This window comes from Paenibacillus sp. A3M_27_13 (assembly GCF_024213315.1).
Lineage (GTDB): Bacteria > Bacillota > Bacilli > Paenibacillales > Paenibacillaceae > Paenibacillus > Paenibacillus polymyxa_B.
On sequence record NZ_JANAVE010000001.1, the window covers coordinates 372,072 to 392,014 of the forward strand.

The 19,943-nt window shown below is 47.4% G+C and carries 13 protein-coding genes; all 13 read right to left on the reverse strand.

Going from position 1 to position 19,943, the window contains the following annotated elements; genetic code table 11:
• Positions 1-7: 7 nt before the first annotated feature.
• The 13 genes from NLX82_RS01715 to NLX82_RS01775 all read right to left on the reverse strand — a co-directional run bounded on the left by NLX82_RS01715 (position 8) and on the right by NLX82_RS01775 (position 19,657).
• A complete protein-coding gene (locus tag NLX82_RS01715) occupies positions 8-478 on the reverse strand; it encodes a MarR family winged helix-turn-helix transcriptional regulator (protein WP_013310615.1) in 471 nt (156 codons plus the stop codon).
• A 275-nt stretch (positions 479-753) separates the two neighbouring features.
• A complete protein-coding gene (gene gyrA / locus NLX82_RS01720; RefSeq protein ID WP_023989071.1) occupies positions 754-3,216 on the reverse strand; it encodes a DNA gyrase subunit A in 2,463 nt (820 codons plus the stop codon).
• 22 nt (positions 3,217-3,238) lie between these two features.
• A complete protein-coding gene (gene parE / locus NLX82_RS01725; protein WP_028540692.1) occupies positions 3,239-5,218 on the reverse strand; it encodes a DNA topoisomerase IV subunit B in 1,980 nt (659 codons plus the stop codon).
• 98 nt (positions 5,219-5,316) lie between these two features.
• Positions 5,317-6,306, reverse strand: coding sequence for an ABC transporter permease (locus tag NLX82_RS01730; RefSeq protein ID WP_023989072.1), 990 nt, complete (start codon positions 6,304-6,306; stop codon positions 5,317-5,319).
• Positions 6,299-7,375 carry an ABC transporter ATP-binding protein gene (locus NLX82_RS01735; RefSeq protein WP_028540691.1) on the reverse strand — a complete coding sequence of 359 codons (1,077 nt, stop codon included), beginning with the start codon at positions 7,373-7,375 and terminating at the stop codon, positions 6,299-6,301. Before NLX82_RS01735 ends, NLX82_RS01730 begins: the two co-directional genes overlap by 8 nt.
• Positions 7,375-8,322 carry a GDSL-type esterase/lipase family protein gene (locus NLX82_RS01740; RefSeq protein ID WP_049828345.1) on the reverse strand — a complete coding sequence of 316 codons (948 nt, stop codon included), beginning with the start codon at positions 8,320-8,322 and terminating at the stop codon, positions 7,375-7,377. The genes NLX82_RS01735 and NLX82_RS01740 overlap by 1 nt, the downstream gene beginning before the upstream one ends.
• Before the next feature lie 175 nt (positions 8,323-8,497).
• A complete protein-coding gene (locus tag NLX82_RS01745; protein WP_076159244.1) occupies positions 8,498-9,178 on the reverse strand; it encodes a TIGR00266 family protein in 681 nt (226 codons plus the stop codon).
• A gap of 225 nt (positions 9,179-9,403) precedes the next feature.
• Complete coding sequence (locus tag NLX82_RS01750) at positions 9,404-10,144, reverse strand: CAP domain-containing protein (RefSeq protein WP_076159247.1); 741 nt, start codon at positions 10,142-10,144, stop codon at positions 9,404-9,406.
• Positions 10,145-10,352: 208 nt separating this feature from the next.
• A complete protein-coding gene (locus tag NLX82_RS01755) occupies positions 10,353-10,814 on the reverse strand; it encodes a GNAT family N-acetyltransferase (RefSeq protein WP_013310623.1) in 462 nt (153 codons plus the stop codon).
• Positions 10,807-11,991 carry a formate-dependent phosphoribosylglycinamide formyltransferase gene (gene purT, locus NLX82_RS01760; RefSeq protein ID WP_076159250.1) on the reverse strand — a complete coding sequence of 395 codons (1,185 nt, stop codon included), beginning with the start codon at positions 11,989-11,991 and terminating at the stop codon, positions 10,807-10,809. The genes NLX82_RS01755 and purT overlap by 8 nt, the downstream gene beginning before the upstream one ends.
• A 129-nt stretch (positions 11,992-12,120) precedes the next feature.
• A complete protein-coding gene (locus NLX82_RS01765; RefSeq protein ID WP_068942685.1) occupies positions 12,121-13,959 on the reverse strand; it encodes an ABC transporter ATP-binding protein in 1,839 nt (612 codons plus the stop codon).
• Positions 13,956-15,731: an ABC transporter ATP-binding protein gene (locus NLX82_RS01770; protein ID WP_076159253.1), complete on the reverse strand. Its 1,776-nt coding sequence runs from the start codon at positions 15,729-15,731 to the stop codon at positions 13,956-13,958. The genes NLX82_RS01765 and NLX82_RS01770 overlap by 4 nt, the downstream gene beginning before the upstream one ends.
• Before the next feature lie 263 nt (positions 15,732-15,994).
• Positions 15,995-19,657, reverse strand: coding sequence for a dynamin family protein (locus tag NLX82_RS01775; RefSeq protein ID WP_068942687.1), 3,663 nt, complete (start codon positions 19,655-19,657; stop codon positions 15,995-15,997).
• Positions 19,658-19,943: the final 286 nt, after the last annotated feature.

Genomic DNA, 19,943 nt, shown 5'->3' on the forward strand with positions numbered 1-19,943 from the left:
ATTCTAGTTATTCTGCTCGCTCTATTGGTTCCTTTACTCCCTCAGCCTCACTTGTCATTACTGAAGTTTTCGCCTTCGTTGTAATTTTCCCCAACAAATAAACCAGCAAATTTTGATTGTGCTGAGAAATTCGGTTTAGTGCAGAACCCAGAAAATCATCCCGGATTCGCAATCCACGCTCTACTTCTTCTCTCCCTTGATCCGAGATAACAATCCATACAATTCTACGGTCCTTTACGTCTCTGAAACGGGTGACCAGTCGATTCCGCTCCATCCGATCCAGCAGCATCGTAACCGCGGCTGGTGTGGTGGCGAGATATGGGATTAGTTGAGACGGTTTCATACGGCCGTATTCGTTCAAAACCTCCAGCACCGTAAGTTGAGCTTCCGTTAGTGATGGAGCCAGCTGCTGCTCCATATGAACCTTATAATCCTTAGCCATTCTGGACCAGATTTTCGCAAATTCGGTCGTTTGCATTTTGCCTCACTCCTTTAAATAACAGGGTCAGTAAAAGCATCAAAGTTACCGTATGGGCCACCGTCCGGATTGTATTTCATCACATTAAATTTTCGCCATTCAGCCCCGGTTTCCTGCCGTTTTTGGAGCACGAAATGAAAAGGGGAAGGAAGTCTCACTTCGGTTTTGAAGGCTGGTCAGGGTTCGACAGCATGACGGCAAAAAGGTCCTCATTCGTGCCGGAATGGCACGAGAGGACCTCTCTTTTTCGAGCTAAAAAGCGCTTGACTTTCCTATTATTCTATGGACTGAGAAGCTTGCGGCTCACTACGCAGCAGCACATTCACAATTTCGTCCTTCTTCTCCACTGGAGCTAGCAGCTTGCCTGTATCCTTTCGGTCGGTCAAAGGGGCCTTTTCCGAAAGGAAGGACATCGTTTGTCCTTCTGCTGTGATTGCAAATAATTGAACAGCTTCACGGCAATAGAAGGCAGCCACGATTCGAGTTCCATTCGAACGTACTCGTTTGCCTTCCTTGAACTCAAAGGTGGTGATACCTTTGCCGCCTCTTCCCTGTGTAGGATAATCCAGCAGAAGCGTACGCTTACCATAACCGGACTCGGTCAGCACCAACACTTCTCCTTCATCCTCTTCTACCCACAACGCCGCGATAATTTCATCGCCTTCGGCTAGCTGTATACCTTTGACACCAGCCGAGACGCGCCCCATCGCATTAACCTCTTGCTCCTTGAAGCGTATACTCATACCCGCGCGGGTAATCAGCATAATATCCTGGGTACCCTCGCTTAACGTTACCGATAACACCTCATCGTCCCCTGCTACTTTGCAGGCGGCTACGGCACTGGAACGTTTTGTAGCATATTCTTTTAATTCTGTACGCTTTACTTGGCCCTTCTTTGTTACAAATACCAGGCTTTTTCCTATTTCCTCGATGTTTTTGAGCGGAATAACACTTACGATACGATCTTCCTTCGATAACGGAATAACGTTGACAATTGGTGTGCCCGGCTCTTTCCACTTATACTCTGGCACCTGATGTACAGGCAATAAAAAGTATTGTCCACGCTGGGTGAAGACGAGCAATATGTCCAGCGTATTCACATCAAGCAATTGGGTAACGTAATCCCCTTCTTTAACACCAGAACTTGAACGTTCCCCGCCTGAACGAGTGAATGACAACATACTTGTGCGTTTCACATAGCCATCTTTCGAGAGTGTCAGCAGCACATCCTCTGCTCCCACCATGACTTCCAGGTTCACCTTAATCTCTTCTACCTCGCCCTGGATATCTGAACGACGGTCAATGCCGTACTTTTCGCGAATTTCCAACAGTTCCTTGCGAATCAGGCTGATCAGCTTGCGATCACTTTCCAGAATAGAACGATATTGCGCGATTTTTTTCTGGATGTCCCCCAGTTCTTTTTCAAGCGTGGTGATTTCCAGATTGGTGAGACGGTACAACTGCAAAGTCAAAATAGAATCTGCCTGACGTTCGCTAAAACCAAACATCCATTGCAAATTATTTTGCGCGTCCTGGCGATTTTTGGAAGCTTTAATGGCTGCAATGACCTCATCCAGAATGTTCAGCGCCTTGACCAAACCTTCCAGCACATGGGCACGATCCTCTGCCTTTTCCAGTTCATACTGGATACGGTGAGTGACAACTTCGCGTTGATGGGCGATATACGCTTCCAAAATGGACTTTAGCCCAAGCTGATGTGGCGCTTTGTTCACAATAGCTACCATGTTGAAGTTATATGCCACCTGTAGGTCGGTTTTTTTCAGCAAATAAGCTAAAATCCCTTCCGCATCGGCTTCCTTCTTCAGCTCCACAACAATGCGCAAACCATTTCGTCCGCTTTCGTCACGAACCTCGGCAATCCCTTCCACCTTTTTCTCCAGACGGATATTCTCCATGGCGGTTACGAGCCTTGATTTGACGATCTGGTATGGGATTTCGGTAATGACTAGCTGCTGCTTACCTCCGCGCAAGGACTGAATTTCCGTTTTGGAACGAATATAAATACGTCCTTTTCCCGTACGGTAAGCGTCCTTGATGCCTTCGCCACCCATAATGAGTCCGCCAGTCGGGAAATCAGGACCTTTGATAAAGGTCATAATCTCTTCCAGCTCAATCTCTGGCTTTTCCATCACCGCAATGCTGGCATCAATAACTTCGCGTAAACTATGTGTAGGGATCTCTGTCGCAAATCCCGCCGAGATCCCACTGGAACCGTTCACCAACAAATTTGGATAACGAGACGGCAACACAACGGGCTCTTTGGCCGAGTTATCAAAATTGTCCTTGAACAAAACCGTACGCTTTTCAATATCGCGCAGCATTTCCATTGCGATCGGAGACAAGCGAGCCTCCGTATAACGCATAGCTGCCGCCGGATCATCATCCTGGGAGCCCCAGTTACCGTGACCGTCCACCAGCACGTGACTCATTTTCCAAGGCTGCGCCATCCGTACCATGCCGTCGTATATCGACGAGTCACCGTGGGGGTGGTAATTACCCATAACGTCCCCAACGGTTTTGGCCGATTTACGATATGCTTTATCCGGCGTATTGCCCGAATCGTACATTGCATAAAGAATACGACGTTGTACGGGTTTTAATCCGTCCCGTACGTCGGGTATCGCCCGATCCTGAATAATATATTTGGAATATCGGCCAAAGCGGTCACCGACCACTTCCTCCAGAAAAGCTGGCAAAAACTGCTCCGATAAGCTCATGTATACACCTCTTTTGATAGCACTACTCTACGTATTCCGTAAAATCTACGTTTTCCACGATCCAGCGCTTGCGCGGATCCACCTTATCACCCATCAAAGTGGACACCCTGCGTTCAGCCTTGGCTGCATCCTCTATCTGAACGCGTAGCAAGGTGCGTGAATCGGGATTCATCGTTGTTTCCCATAACTGATCAGGGTTCATTTCCCCAAGTCCTTTATAGCGCTGAAGCTCAAAATTTCGTCCAAATTCTTTTAAATAATTATCAAGCTGCTCGTCAGTCCAAGCATAACGCACCGTTTCGAGCTTACCCGACTTTCGAGTTATTTTATACAATGGCGGTTGAGCAATAAATATGCGTCCTGCATCAATAAGCTCTTTCATGTACCGATAAAAGAACGTCAACAACAGCACTTGAATGTGCGCACCATCTGTATCTGCATCGGTCATAATGATGATTTTGGAATAATTGCTGTCTTCCAGCGAAAACTCTGTTCCTACTCCCGCACCAATAGCTGCTGTAATAGCACGGTACTCATCATTCTTCATAATATCCGCCAGTTTGGATTTTTCCGGATTCATCGGCTTGCCCTTTAGCGGCAATATGGCCTGAATTTTGGAATCCCGTCCCTGCTTGGCTGATCCTCCAGCCGAATCGCCTTCCACAATAAACAACTCATTACGTGTAAAATCCTTGGACTGCGCAGGCGACAATTTACCATTCAAATTGGAACTTTCACTGCGTTTTTTGCCGGAACGCATTTCATCCCGAGCTTTACGTGCAGCTTCACGCGCTCTGGATGCTTGAACTGCCTTCTTGATCAAAGTTTGTGCTATCTGCGGATTTTCTTCCAAAAAACGCTGCATCTGCTCAGATACGATGGCATCCACTGTACTCCGTGCCGAAGCGCTTCCCAGCTGATCCTTTGTCTGGCCGACAAATTCAACCTCAGCCATCTTGACACTGATTACAGCCATCATGCCCTCACGTAGATCGTTGCCCTCCAAGTTTTTATCCTTTTCTTTCAACATCACCGTTTTCCGGGCATAGTCGTTCATGACACGAGTGTAAGCGGTTTTGAATCCCGTTTCATGCGTACCTCCTCCACGTGTCGGAATGGAGTTAACGAACGAAGCAATCGTCTCTGTATAACCAGCATTGTACTGGATGGCAATCTCTACTTCAATGTCTTCTTTCTCGGCATTAAAGTGAATAACGTCATGCAGCACATCCTTGCCCTCATTCAGAAAAGCAACAAACTGACTTGCGCCACCCTCATAAAAATACTCATCTGACTTTCCGCTGCGTTCGTCTTTAAGTTGAATACGAAGGCCCGAATTTAGAAAAGCAATTTCCTGAAGGCGCTCAGCCAACGTATCGTAGTTAAAATGAATGCCTGCCTGAAAAACACGAATATCCGGTTTAAATGTAATTTTCGAGCCCGTCTTGTTAGTATTGCCCAGCACTTCAAGGCCTGTGGTCGGTTCCCCGACATGCTCCACGCCCTTCTTGTCCTGCCAATATTCAAACCGCTGACGGTGAATCTTGCCGTCCCGGTAAATTTCTACTTCAAGCCATTCCGAAAGAGCGTTCGTTACAGACGCACCTACACCGTGCAGACCCCCGGATTTTTTATATCCCGAACCGCCAAACTTACCTCCGGCGTGCAAAATGGTGAATACAACCTGAGGCGTAGGAATTCCCGTTTTGTGCATTCCCGTAGGAATACCGCGCCCGTTGTCTGATACTGTAACGGAACCGTCCTTATGCATTGTAATATCAATGCGAGAGCAAAACTTGGCGAGATGTTCATCCACCGCGTTGTCTACAATTTCCCATACCAAATGATGCAGCCCCGAAGAACTGGTGCTCCCGATGTACATGCCCGGCCGTTTGCGAACTGCCACAAGCCCTTCGAGCACTTGAATGTCGTCCGCGCCATATTCCGAAGCTCCGCTTTGTGTGCCGGACACTCCCGCAGACAAGTCGATTTTGTCGACCATTCATGCTCCCCCTTTGTCTAATCGTAACCGTGTTTTGCCTTATTCTTGATGATTTTCACCAAAAATGCAAACAGATGTTTTCTTTTACCTTGTCCATTTTAATTCAATATATCCCGTTTCGTAAAGACGGCGAATGAAACAATCAATGCCGCAGCCCCCCAAATGCCCAGTACAGCTAAAGAAAAGGGTAAGGTCATTCCCTCAATGGGGGCGGGGCTTCCAGATAAATAATCGGTTAATTCGAGGTTAACCATAAATAAATATTTAGCACTCTGCCAAGATGAAGCCATGTTTGTCAAAATAGTGCCCGAAATAAGTGCAGCCATCATGACCACGATACTTGCCGCCGTACTTCGTACCAGGACAGATACCATGAAGGCTAACGAAGCTACCACAAGACTGACGAACCAGATCAATCCGGCTTGCAGCATCAGATAATGCCATTGTGGAATCGCGTGTACAGCAGACAAATCCACCGTCGATCCAACAATTTGAAATCCGGTAAATACCGGAACATTAAAACCGCGAAAACCAAAAAACAAGCCTGATATCAGATAGCTAATTACAAATACAGCTAAAATGATGAGCGAGACGAACATATACAATGTCAGCAGCTTGCTCAGCAGTATTTTCCACCGCCTGACTGGGCGAGTCAGCAACATTTTTATCGTGCCTGTCGTCCGTTCTCCAGAAACCAAGTCGGAGGCAATGGCCATAATCAACAGCGGAACGAACAGATTAATGGAATTATCCATAAACTCTCTGGTAAAGGTGACACCACTCGGCTCATTAGGATTCACATCATTTTCCAAATAATATTGCATCTGCTGCACAAAGACCCGACGGTAGGTCTTCCATTCCTCGGGAACCCGGTCACTTCCCAGCGAGTTTTGATTATCGGTAATCGCCTGACGCAGTTCGAGTCGCCAATCATTGCCGAATTTTTCGCGATTGTTTTCTGCCACTTTCATCTGAGCGTACGTAAAAATCGGCACAAGCACAAGTAAAACAAGTAAAATGACATAAAATCGTTTCTTCTTGATAATTTTGAGCGTTTCATTTTGTACGAGCGGTAAAATGTTATTCAAGTATCTCACCTTCCGTCATTTTCAGGAATAGCTGCTCCAGTGTAGGATTGATTTTGGTTACACCTTTAACGGAAATACCGGAAGCCGTCATTTGTGTCACCAGCTCCGCAATATGCTCTTCATCCATTTCTGTAAAAATTGCATCGGCTCCGCTGCCTGCCACAATGCTGTCATCAATTAATTCATCGGCGTTCGTAATTATTTGCACATGCGGAGAATTTTGCAATATGGCAAGACCCTGATCACGAGGCTCCAGTTGCCATACGGCCATGTGCGAGTGCGTATCAACCAATTCCCGTACACCACCTACAGCTAGCACCTTTCCCCGACTTATAATTGCCACCCGATCACATAGCAGCTGGATTTCGCTGAGCAAATGGCTGGAAACAAATACAGCCATGCCTTCTGCCGCTAGCAAACGGATAAAAGCTCTCATTTCCTTGATCCCCTTGGGGTCTAACCCGTTCGTCGGTTCATCCAAAATGAGCAATTTCGGTCTACCAAGCAAGGCTTGGGCTATACCAAGACGCTGGCGCATTCCGAGAGAATACGTACTTACTTTATCATGGATACGGCGATCGAGCCGAACAAGCTCAACGACTTCGCGGATACGCGGCTCGTCTACACCAGGCTGCATACGGGCAAAATGCTCTAAATTCTCCCACCCTGTCAGGTAGCTGTACACCTCTGGATTTTCCACAATAGAACCAATATGCCGCAAAGCCTGCTCAGGGTCACGATTTACATTATGTCCACAGACAGTAATCGTCCCTTCCGTAGGCTTAATTAAATCGACCAGCATACGAATAGTCGTCGTTTTTCCAGCCCCATTAGGACCGAGAAATCCGAAAATTTCACCCGCACGAACGTCGAATGTTACATCATGAATGATCATTTTGCGTTTGATACGTTTCTTAACGCGCTGAACAGAGAGAACTGTTTCGTTATTGCTTCTGTCTCTGCCTGCGCTGCCAACCTGATTGGCGGAATGGAAACTGGACACTGCATCCCTTGATGTCGGATTTTGGGTTATTCCAGCCCCGGTCTTGTCAGCAGATTGGATGCTCATTACTTGTTCCCTCCCTTTTTCACTTCAGCGGGTTGGCTACTTGTAGACTGTTGTTCATTTTCCACTTTATCGGCATCCTTCGTGGTTGCAACTGCAAACCCTTGCGCGATACGTTCAGCGATTGCCTGATAGCCCTGTCCGTTTGGATGAAAATGATCGGAAGATAAATAGACGGGCAAATTTTGCTGGAACAAATCGAAAGTTGGAACCAGAGTCATATTGCTGTTTTGGTTGGTAATTGCCATGGCAGCCAGATTCCATTCTGTGACCACAAGATTACCAGGAATTTTCATTTCCTGCAGATCACTGAATGGATTATATAATCCGACATAGATAATTTTAGCATTCGGATTGATTTTCCCTACCTTTGTCAGCACTTTTTGCAGACGTTTGGCGGCATCAGGCACAGCTTTACGCAAACCACTGAGTGTAGGTGGCTCTTTGCCAGTTTGGGCAGCCTGAGCCCCCTGAAATAAATCATTTCCGCCAATCGAGACAATAATGACGTTAGCCTTTTTCAACACATAAGAAACACCAGGCTCATCCAGCTTGGTCAATAGTCCTTGAGTCGTCAGTCCATTAATCCCCAGATTATTTATGAGCTGAGCCTTATGGCCTTCCTGATTATTTAACAAGCTCACCGACCGACGCACAAAACCACTTCCGGAGTCATCCCCTGTGCCTTTGGCTAGCGAATCTCCAATGGCAGCTACCCGAAACTCTCCCGTCTGATTTGTAGCGGATGGCGCAGTTTGTGTCTGCGATGAACCGGAATGCACAGGTTGAGTGCTAACCATTGGCTCTGGAGCCGTGATACTTTGTACTGCTGTAATAAATCCGTACAATAATAGCAATGTGGCGGCAATGGAAACGGAACCGACAGACCGCCAAATCCATTTTGATGAATTCACTCGTGTTCCCTCCTGATAGCTTAGTGAAATAAACATAAGGCTTCTCATATCATTTTGCAAATAAACCGTTCGGAATAAAAGCGCAATAAACGCTTAGAGTCACACATAATTTCCCATGAACATGCAAAAAAAGGATGGCAAATGGCCACCCTTATATTATACTTTCTTGTGCGAATAGTTTATCCTCACAACTCTAATCAGACGAACCAAACTATTTACTATCAGGGATGAAACTTTTGATCCATTGTCCAAAACTGCCCGGATTTCGACTTTGAATCAGTACCGTCCCTTCACCGCGAAAGCGGCATACAAGCGCTTCTCCACTCGTTACGCTGGACAACCAGCCTTTAGATGCTTTTTCAATTTTATAATCCATATAATCCGGCCATGCCACCAGATGAGCATTATCAATAATACGCTCCTCTCCTGGCGCGATGTAAATGGGATGAATGGCTCCATAAGAGGACAGGAATACCGTACCTCGACCACTGATTTCTACGATAAAAAAACCTTCACCAGAGAATAAACCTTTCATCAGGTTTTGCATTTTGGTGCTAACCTCAATACCTTCCGTGCAAGCCAGAAAGCCGTCCTTTTGGACCAACAGTCTATACGTGCCATCCAGTTCCACCGCTTGTACATCACCTATACTGGCAGGGGCTAACAACACTTCAGCCGGTCCCCGGGCTGCCCTCAGTTCTTGAAAAAAGAATTTTTCTCCGCTCAACATTCTGCCTAAACCACGTAACAGTCCACCGTCTACCGTCCCCTTTATATCTACACTGGAAGACATGGAAACCATCGCTCCCATTTCCGCTTTAATCATTTCTCCGGGGTTCAACTGCACCTTGAGCATAGCAAAGGCACCTTCATGCACGATTTCGTAGCTCATTTGTTCACCTGGCTTTCCATGTAGTCTGCAATCCATTCAACTTGCTGCTATCATACTATAAATACGTCCCTTATGTCTTTTCTGGTATAAAGCAATGGTTATGCCACTGGAGGAATAAGAGACACCAAAAGACCCGCTGAACGTGTCAGCGGGTCTCCAGATTAACGTCACGTCACTATCTTTTCGTAGCAGCGACATGACGTTGGGAACGTATTTACGATCATCTTAGTTACGTGTGAACTCTTGTACCCAATATCCATTGTAGTAAGCCACACCAATTTGTGTATATTCTGCCTTCAAAATATTCTCACGGTGTCCCTGGCTGTTCATCCAGGCTTTCATCACTTCTTGTGGTGTTTGTTGTCCCATGGCAATATTCTCGCCCGCATACGTATAAGTTACACCGAATTTTTTCATCATATCAAATGGTGAACCATAGGTCGGTGATGTATGGGAAAAGTAATTGTTCGTACTCATATCCTTCGCCTTGACTAAGGCTACTTCTGTAAGCTTCGCATTCGATGCGAGGGGCTTCAGACCTTTTTGGCTGCGCTCGTTATTTACAAGCTTTACAACCTCAGCTGCAAATTGGGACTTGCTCAGTTGTGCATCCGATCCTGCTGACTGACCCGCGCCTGAGTTTGTGCTTTGTTTTTGAGTCTGTTGCTTGTTACTAGACTGCGATGCCTTTTGGCTACCCTGTTTGGTTGTTGCTTGTTTACCGGATGAAGGATTTGCTGTTTTGTTTTTAGCCTTGTCCTTTTCAGAAACATCCTTAATTACGGTCTTTGTTATCGTAGTCGTCCCGTTGGACATATTGACGGTATATCCGTTATTTTGAAACCATTGTTGCAGTTGGGCAGTCAAATCGTCAGCTGGTGAAGCTGATGCCGGAACGATGAATCCTGCGGATAAAATGGCGCTTAGACTTCCCATCACCAGTGTTTTTTTCAACATATTCTTCATTTCGTCATCTCCTTGTTGTATAAATGCCTTGGTGTGAACGCGTCTGGTTACAACTTTGTAATCTTTACTCTAGCAGTATATCATGTTTTATAGAAGGATCAATGGTATAAAAGTTGGAAAAAAAATAGCCCCGCTCGGAATTGACCCATGCGGAACTAAGTTAAAAGTAGTGAGGCTTTAAGTATTAGATTGTCTTGTTATAGGCTGATTATCTAAGCTTTTTGCTGAAACGGTAGCCTTGCTTTTCAAAGCCGATTCGATTGTAGAATGCTCGGGCCTCTACTTGTTTGATGCGGTTATTCGCTCCGGTAATGAATAAATGATAGCATCCTTGCGCACGTCCCCACTCCTCACCACAAGCCACCAGGCGCTTGCCAATGCCCTCGCCGCGATACTCCCCGCTCACGACCAGCATGGTGATTTGTACGGCAGGATCAGGATAAGCCAAGCTTTGAGCCGTATGCATGCCGATTACTCCGACAACACGACCATCCATTTCTGCAACCATCATATTCGCTTGACTGTCCTCCCGCGTTGTTCCCATAACTTCTTTCATTACACCACAAGTCATCGGGTACCCGACTTCTCTTAGTAGTCCAGTTACGGCTTCGCAATCGCCAAGCTCTACGGAACGAATTGTCAGTACTGGAATCATCACATTGTTAGACATGATTTACCTCCACTTTCAGCATATTAGCAGCTTCTTTGGCCGTCTTCCGTGCTGTTTCCACATCTTCTGCAGCGCTAAGCGCTACAGCCATCCGGCGTCCCGGCTTGGTTTCAGGCTTCCCGAACACTCGCACCTGTGTCCGGGGTAGCAATAATGCATCATGCAGACCGCTTATTACGAAATCCCGCGTAGCCACTTCTGCCTTCAAAGTAGCTGAAGCTCCTGGTGTAAGCAGCGTGACGGATGGCACCGGGAATCCGAGAATGGCCCGCACGTGAAGCGCAAATTCCGACAAATCCTGCGTGATCATGGTCACCATTCCTGTATCATGCGGACGAGGGGATACTTCACTGAATATGACGCCATCAGCTGTTAAAAACAGCTCTACGCCAAACAATCCGTAACCACCCAGTTCATCCGTAATCGTACGGGCAATGTTCTCCGCCTCCGAAAGCTGCTTGTCCGTCATGCCATGAGGCTGCCAGGATTCGACATAATCCCCATCTTTCTGAATGTGGCCAATCGGTGGGCAAAAAATCGTACCCGAAACCGATCTGACGGTCAATAAGGTAATTTCGCTCTCAAACGGGACAAAAGCTTCAACAATGACACGTGTTGTTTTGGCACGCGCGCCTTCCAGCGCCGTATTCCAGCAGGATTCTGCATCTTCGAGTGCCCGGCATACAGACTGCCCTTTACCCGACGAACTCATCAAAGGCTTGACCACACATGGCGTGCCCAGCTCATGAACCGCCGACCGCAACTGGTCAAAATTATCTGCAAAACGATAGGCAGCAGTCGGAAGCTGTAATTTCTCGGCAGCCAGCCTGCGGATACCTTCCCGGTCCATCGTAAGACGGGCGGCACGGGCCGTTGGTACTACGTAAAATCCTTCTTGCTCTAATTCTTCCAAAGCACCCGTAGCAATAGCTTCGATTTCAGGTACAATTATGTCGGGCTTTTCCTCACGAATTAGTGCCTTCAACGCCTCAGCATCCTGCATATCCAGACAGTGAGAGCGATGGGCCACCTGCATTGCTGGAGCCAGTTCATAGCGATCAACAGCAATACATTCCACGCCAAGCCGCTGAGCTTCAATAATGACTTCTTTTCCCAATTCGCCGCTACCCAGCAGCAGCATCTTCTTAGCTTTGGCAGAAAAAGGAGCACCCCACATCTTGAACTCTTCCCCCTCTGACGAAATTGCTCTGATCTCTTTTCATCTTTATTTTCAGGGTTTAGCTCCAAGAATGCAATAGTGCTCGGCATTTAAATTTACAAAAAACGCGATTTTTTGATCTTTTTTTTACAAAAATCTGAACTGTGCTTCCACCAGCCCCCGATATATTCCATGTTTTTTCATCAATTGTTCATGATTACCACTTTCTTGGATTTCCCCATGATCCAGTACAACGATATGATCAGCATTCCGGATGGTGGACAAACGGTGAGCGACCATAAACGAAGTTCTGCCTTCCAGTAAAACCTGAAGAGCCTCCTGAATTTTCAACTCCGTTTCCGTATCAATACTGGCTGTTGCTTCATCCAGGATAAGAATTCTCGGATTTGCCAGCAAGGCACGAGCAAAGGATAAGAGCTGTCGCTGGCCCATGGACAACATTCCCCCCCGCTCCTCTACCTCTGTTTCATAGCCAGCTGGCAAGTGAACAATGAATTCATGAGCATTGACCGCCTTCGCAGCCGCTTCAATTTCCTCATCCGTTGCATCCAATCGGCCAAATCGGATATTATCGCGTATCGTCCCCGAAAAAATAAATGTATCCTGAAGCACGATGCTTATCTGGCTTCGCAAGCTCTCCACCGTGACATCGCGCACATCATGGCCATCAATCGTAAGCCGCCCTGACGTAATGTCATAAAAACGGCTGAGCAGATTAATAATTGTACTTTTACCTGATCCGGTATGACCCACAAGCGCTATAGATTGGCCCGCCTCGACAGAAAGATTAATACCTTTAAGCGCCTGACGTCCCTTTTCATATTCAAAAATGACCTTTTCAAATTGGATATCGCCTCGAATGGACGGCAAGGCTTTTGCTCCCGGTTTGTTTGCAATATTCGGCTGTTCATCCATAAACTCAAAAATTCGTTCTGACGAAGCCATCGCAACCAGTAACTGATTATACATTTGCCCCAGTCGATTAATCGGTTCCCAAAAGTTCCCAACATAGTTAGCAAACGCAACCAGTAATCCCACCGTAAGCTGATCTGTCTGAATTAAATGCGCTCCAAACCAGAACAGCACAAGCGTACCAAATCCTCCGGTAATATCAATAAGTGGGCCAAAGACCTGATTCATGGCAGAAGCCTTATCCCACGATTTTTTGCTAGAGCTGTTCATATCGTCGAAATAAGCCATGTTTTCCTGCTCCTGCGTATACGCTTGTGTCACACGAATCCCCTGAATGGACTCATTCAAATGAGAGTTGATACGTGAGTTCTTCATACGCACTTCTTGCCAAGCACGGCGGATGCGTACGCGCAGCTTGGTCGAGATCAAAAACATGATCGGAACGGTCACAATTACCGCCAAACCGAGCTTCCAGTTAATAAGCAGCAAAATGACAATAATTCCGATAAGCTGTACGCAGTCAATCAGGACATTCACTGCACCGTTCGTAAAAAGATCCTGTAGCGAGTTAATGTCATTTGTCACGCGCACTAATACAGAACCTGCTGGTCTCTTATCAAAAAAGTTAAAGGATAGCTTTTGAATATGCTTGAATAAATCTTCACGCAAATCGTAAATAACCCGTTGACCGATAATATTGGTGAATTTAATGCGGTATGTGCTGGCTGCCCATTGAATTAAATATAACAAGAGCACGGCACCCGTGATGAGCAGCAGTAACTTTACGCTGGGCAGTGCAGGCCATGCGGGAGCAATTGCTTTATCAATGGCCAGACTGATCAAATAAGGAACCGTCAGCTTGGTAATGGTGCCGAGAATCATCATGACCAGAAGGATCGGCAAAATCTGACGGGCATAAGGCTTCATGTATGCCAGCAAACGTTTGAATTCTGACCAGTTAAACGGTTTGTCAATGACATCATCATCTTGATAGACAAAGCGCTCATTCGTTGGTTTTTTTAACGGTTTGACTTTTTCTGCGGGTATATTCATGATCTCACCTGCCCTTCGGATACACCATCTGGAGCCTGAGCTATGTAATCGGCGTATTGAATATGATACACATCCTGATATGGACCTGGAGTAGCAATGAGCTGTTCATGTGTTCCACGCTGGACGATTCGCCCCTCCTCAAGCACCACAATTTCATTGGCATGACGAAGCGAAGAGATTCGATGAGCGATTATAAATGTTGTTCGACCACGCATAACCTCTTGAAAACCGGTCTGTATTTCATGCTCTGTTTCCATATCGACCGCACTGGTAGCATCATCCAGAACCAGAATCTTCGGATTTTTGAGTAGTGCGCGGGCGATGGCGATCCGTTGTTTCTGTCCTCCGGACAGTCCCAATCCACGTTCTCCGACGACAGTGTCATATCCCAGCGGTAGTTCAGTTATGAATTCATGCGCCTGAGCCAGTTTGGAAACGCGTATGATGTCATCCATACTGACATGACTTAAACCATATGAAATATTGTTGCGTATAGAGGACGAAAACAAAAACGTCTCCTGAAACACGGAAGAAATTTGAGCACGTAAATAGCGAATCTTCAAGTGACGTATATCCTTGCCATCCAACTTGATACTTCCTGCATTCACATTATAAGCGCGCATGAGTAATTGAATAATGGTAGACTTCCCTGACCCCGTTCCTCCTAAAATTCCAATGACTGATCCTGGCGGTGCGTCTAAATTGATGTCAACAACAGCCGGAAGCTTATTTCCGTAAGCAAAGGTAACATGTTCAAACGTAACATGTCCTTCCACCTGATCGGCATCGAGTGTAAGTGCTCCGGCTTCATCGGTTACATCTATGGACTGATTTAGCAGTTCCAAGACCCTTTCACCAGAAGCTTTGGACTGCGTATAGTTATTGATATGAAAGCCAATGCTCCAGATGGGGCCGATAATATACCAAATTAAGCTAAAGAAAGCGACGAGCTGCCCCAAGGTCATTGACTTCTGAATGACCAGATACCCCCCCATGCCCAACAGAAGGACCACACTGACAGAAGCAATCAGTTCCATAGCGGGGAAAAACCGACTCCATAAGGAAGCAGCCTGAATTTGATTACTCTTGTATTGTTCATTACGTACTGAAAATTTCTCAACTTCATAGGATTCGCGGGCAAAAGATTTGACGGTTCGCACACCTGTTATATTTTCTTGGACCGCTGTCGTCAAGGCGCTAAGGGCAATCCGCATTTCCTGAAAGGTGGGATGAATCCGGGATTCAAACTTGAATGTGACGAAGAGTAGCAATGGCATGCTGATCATCGTAATGAGGGTGAGCTGCCAGTTAATATACAGCATCATCATAGAGCCGAATACGACCATCAGTAGCACATTGAGGAGTTGGGCAAAACCAAACCCGATAAAGTTACGAATTGCCTCCAAATCACCAGTCAGTCGGGACATGAGATCCCCCGTTTTGGCAGTGTCATAATATCTGAAGGACAGAAATTGCAGCTTTTCGTAACAAGCATTGCGGAGTCGGTACGCCAAGTAGTTACCTAGCCGTCCACCAAAAAAACCATGTAAAAATTGCATGAACCCTTTGATGATGACTACTCCCAGCACAGTCAGAGCCAGCGCCGGGACTTTCCCGAAGTCACCGGGGATGATAGCGTTATCAATTAGCCTTTGGAGCAGGTTCGGATACACCAGTCCCAGGGCCGTCGCTATCGCAAGGCATAAAATAGAAAGAAACAGATAGTGTCTCCTCTCGCGAAAAAAAACTTGCAGTTGCCTGAGCACTTCCATGTCAATGTCCCTCCATTAGTTGCACGACGTTGTTATATGGCTTAGTGAAGTTTACCATTCGCTTTCCAAGGGGGCAAAGAGGATAACAAGCCGTATTCAGGCAGGTTATCAATTGGTGGGTGATTAGACAAATTAAATCGCTTTCTTATTATTGAATATGGCTATTTACTCAGTATTGCTTTCTTTTTGGAGCATGCATAAAACACCGGGTTGTCCCACAACCCGGTGTCCTGAACTTAAATAAATGGTGTACTTATTTATCTTTACTCCAAAGCCGCAATCTTGCCAGCAAGCTCTTCCCAAACCTGTGGCTGCTCACCGCCCATAAGGGCATGCTCCATGCCACGAGTCGTCTCCAGCATTTGCTCTCGAAGCTGAGCTTTCTGCCACATTTGTTCCTCCTGCATCAGCGTAACGTAAAAAGAAGACATTCGTTCTCGTTGCTGATCCACAGCTTCCCCGATTCGCTGGCGTAATATCGGCTCCAGTTTGGTTTGTAGATTCGCTCGCCCAGTTCCTTCAAAAAATAGCTTTGGATTTTTAAAGCTATTCCAATAGTCCTTCCAATGAATAGACTCCTGCAGGGAAATTTCATTCAGCTCGGGAACAGCCCAGTTTCTGGATTCAGGAATCGTACAATCTAGTCCTTGCAACTGGTGGTTCATGTGTTCTACGCACTGTTGTATAGTCTTGTGTACCAAAATTTGGCCCGTTTTTTCCAGCCGGAGTGTGGTTGCCAGCAATTCCTGAGACAGCTCCAGTTCGATTAAACGCATCAGCTCACGACCACAAGATGCAAAAGCCGAACGAAGATCACCTACTCCTTCACGCAGAACAGATGGATGAAAAGCCTCTGCCATAAATTCTCCAGTCCGATAGGACAGCCTTTGACGTACATGATACAGCAATTCATCGGTTTCACCCGATAACACAGATGCACCGTTGCTGTCAGTCAGGCCTAGGAGCGTATGCTCCAATTCTCCACGGATGCGAGTTAATCGCTCTAATCGAATCTCACGTTCTTCCTCGCTATACCGGGCATCGGTTGCATGTTGCTCTATGCGGTTCCGCAGCCGACCCAGTTCCTGCATAGCAGAAGCAATGGACAAACCTGCCAGCTCTTCGGCTGCAAATGCTGAAAAATCATCTTCAAATGCATCAAAACGTGAAGCTGAACGCAGCGAAGCCTCTCCCTGTTCGGCAGCTTCCAACGCCAGCATACTGGAAAGCGGATAAATACGTGGTTTTCGGATTCCATTCGCCTGTAGTTGTTCCTGTACATGCCGGGTAACAGAATGCAGTTCTTCTTCAGAAGAAGCCAGATCTGATGCATTAACTATAAAAAACGTCTGATCCAGCGCCAAGGTCTCTTTAACTCGACCTAGTTGGTTCAGGAACTGGCGATCACCTTGCGTAAACGCATGGTTATAATAGGTGACAAATACAAGAGCGTCCGCATGCTTCATATAGTTGAAAGTCACGCCTGTGTGTCGTGCATTCACAGAATCCGCTCCTGGCGTATCCACTAGCACGATGCCCTGACGGGTCAGAGCGCAATCATAATAAAGGTCGATATGCTCCACAAAGCATGATTTGTGCTCAGACGCAACAAAATCCCGATACTGCTCTAAATCCACCTGAAGCTGTTCTCCCAGCAAGCTTTCAGCTTCTTCCCATCCGGCTGCAGCAGCCTTCAAAAAACTATAATGAGGCCTGCCCGCAGGATGGATGCCTTCCGGAGATAAAGCATGAACGGCTTCTTGCCAGCCCGCTGCCGCGGGTTCCCCCAATCCTAATAGCCGAAATGAGTATTTAAGATCTTCCCGCAACGCGTCCACTGATTTCATATGGACGTCGGCCGTGGCATGGCGCTCAGCACTTGCAGGCGCCATTATGCGGTTAATCGCCGCTGTCGTTGGATGCGGCGATACGGGCAACACAGCTTCACCCAGCAAAGCGTTGGCGAAGCTGGATTTCCCAGCGCTGAACGCTCCAAACAGCGCCAGCGTAAACTGCCCGCCCTCCAGCGCAGCGGCGCGGACATGTAAATCCCGTACCGCCGCTTGTATGGCAGGGTACGGGCTTACCAGGGCAGCGGCAGCCTTCAATCGGGCCGCTGCTGCATCCAGCCGCGTGCGGCGGCCTCCGGCGGCAGGCTGTGCTGACGCCGTTCCTGCTAGCGGCTGCGCCGATGCGTTGCGCGGGCCAGCGATGTCAGAACGCGCAACGCCCGTTGGTGCCGCAGCTGGCGGGGCAGCAGCGGCGGTATCGGACGCCGGTGCAGGCGCGTCCGCACGGGGCAAGCCGCCTGGCGCGGACGCCTGCGGCAGCAAGCTGCGCAGCAGGCTGGCGTGCGAAGCCGAGGCCTGCACGCGGGTGCTGTAGCGGCTCGCCGCGTCCGCCTGCGCCAGCAGCGCAGTGCGTGCATCCGCGAGAGCCGCGCGGCGGGCTTCGGCTCGCACTGCAAGCTGGGCCAGCAGCTGGTCTACCAGCGTTAGCGCCTTACGGCGACAATCGGCGGTCACAGCAGCGCGTAGATCCTTGCAATAGTTCAACGTATACTCCGGCGACAACGCATTTTCCTTCACCGTCTGCTCTACCAGTTGCCGGTCCGTCACAGGGCGGATGTCATCCAGCTCCTGCTCCATCGCAGCGGACCACAAACCCTGACTGTCACCCCAAGACCTCAGTAGCTCCCGTACATGGGGAAGCAATTGTCCCTCCACCTGATCAGTCAGCATTCCTGCCAGCCGTTCCAAGCGGCTTTCCTTTTCTCGCTCAGTCTTTCCTCCTGCAAACCATATTCCTGTTTTGAAGCCCGGCTTGCGGCTCTCTAAGTATTCGCCTGCGGCTTCACGTAGCTCCGCTGGCGTCAAATGTGCGTGTTCCAGTAAATGATCCAGCTCTTGACGCAGTCGTTTACGCTCCTGCTCCGGAAGCACCTTCCAGTGTTCATCTTCTTGCTGCAAGGTTTTCTGCTCTATATCCAGGCGCAAAATGGCTTCTTCTCCACCTGCTTCTTTTAACAGTGTGTTCAGTTCCTCTTCTTCAGCTGCCTGCACAGTCTCCACATGTTGCTCTACCAAATGATGCATAGAGGACACTAAACTGTATGCCAAAAGCTCTGTTTTTCGCTCCAGCAAATTCGGAATCAGGTACGTCAACTGTTTCCACTGGTTCCATGGATGATTCTGCTCCTTCAAGGAAGTAAAGAGGATATCCGTATAATGAACCTGCCAGGCATGAAAGCTGGTCTCCACCTCATTACGATAACGTGTAAATGAAAGCTCTCGCTCCCGGTGTTTATCGATTTGATTGATGATCAAATATAATGGCTTGCCCCAATCCGACAAACTTTTGGCAAAGGACAAATTATTTTCAGATTGGACATGATTGTAATCCATCACATAAAAAACAATATCTGCCCAATGTAAAGCAGAATGTGTCGCCAGCGCATGTCCGTGGTCTGTGGAATCTACGCCTGGTGTATCCAGCAGCACTCCTCCGCTAGATAATATCGGAACATCCTCCCACACTTGAACCGATTCATAGGCTCCACCATTTTTACAATACTCAGCAAGCTCGGACAGGGAGGCTTCCATGCTTTCCGGCTCTGGATTTTCCGCTGATTTGGCTGGATGAATGAGCGCTCTCGGACGTCCATAACGGATGGACACTACATTAGCGCTCGTAGGCACCGGTCCAGACGGCAGCACAGTTTTACCACACAGGCTGTTAATCAAGCTCGATTTACCCGCTGAAAAATGTCCACAAAAGGCAATGGTCAGCTCCTGCGCATATGCTTTTTCCAGCAGATCACCTATCGCCTTCGCTCCCGCTTCATCCTCGGCTTTACGCAATGTACTCTGTATCTGTTCTATCGTATCCAACCACTTTCCCGCATCTCCTGTAATCGTTTGCATCATAAGCTACGGTTCCACTCCTTATCACTTGTCTGCACCAAATAGCTATATTGTAGCATTCCTAAGCCGTTGTGAGAATCATCACATCAAAAAAACTAAACAGCGCTCCCCGCCAGTACTTGGCATTAGGGAACGCTGTTTTCGTACATGATAATAATAAGTTCATTTTATTCTGTTCAAAACGGATCATTAAAAATAAATATTTAGGCAACCGAATGCAATTCATCAAAGCTCTCAAAGAGCACCGACGAAGCAAGATATGTATACAACGGGTGAGCCTGCTCATCAC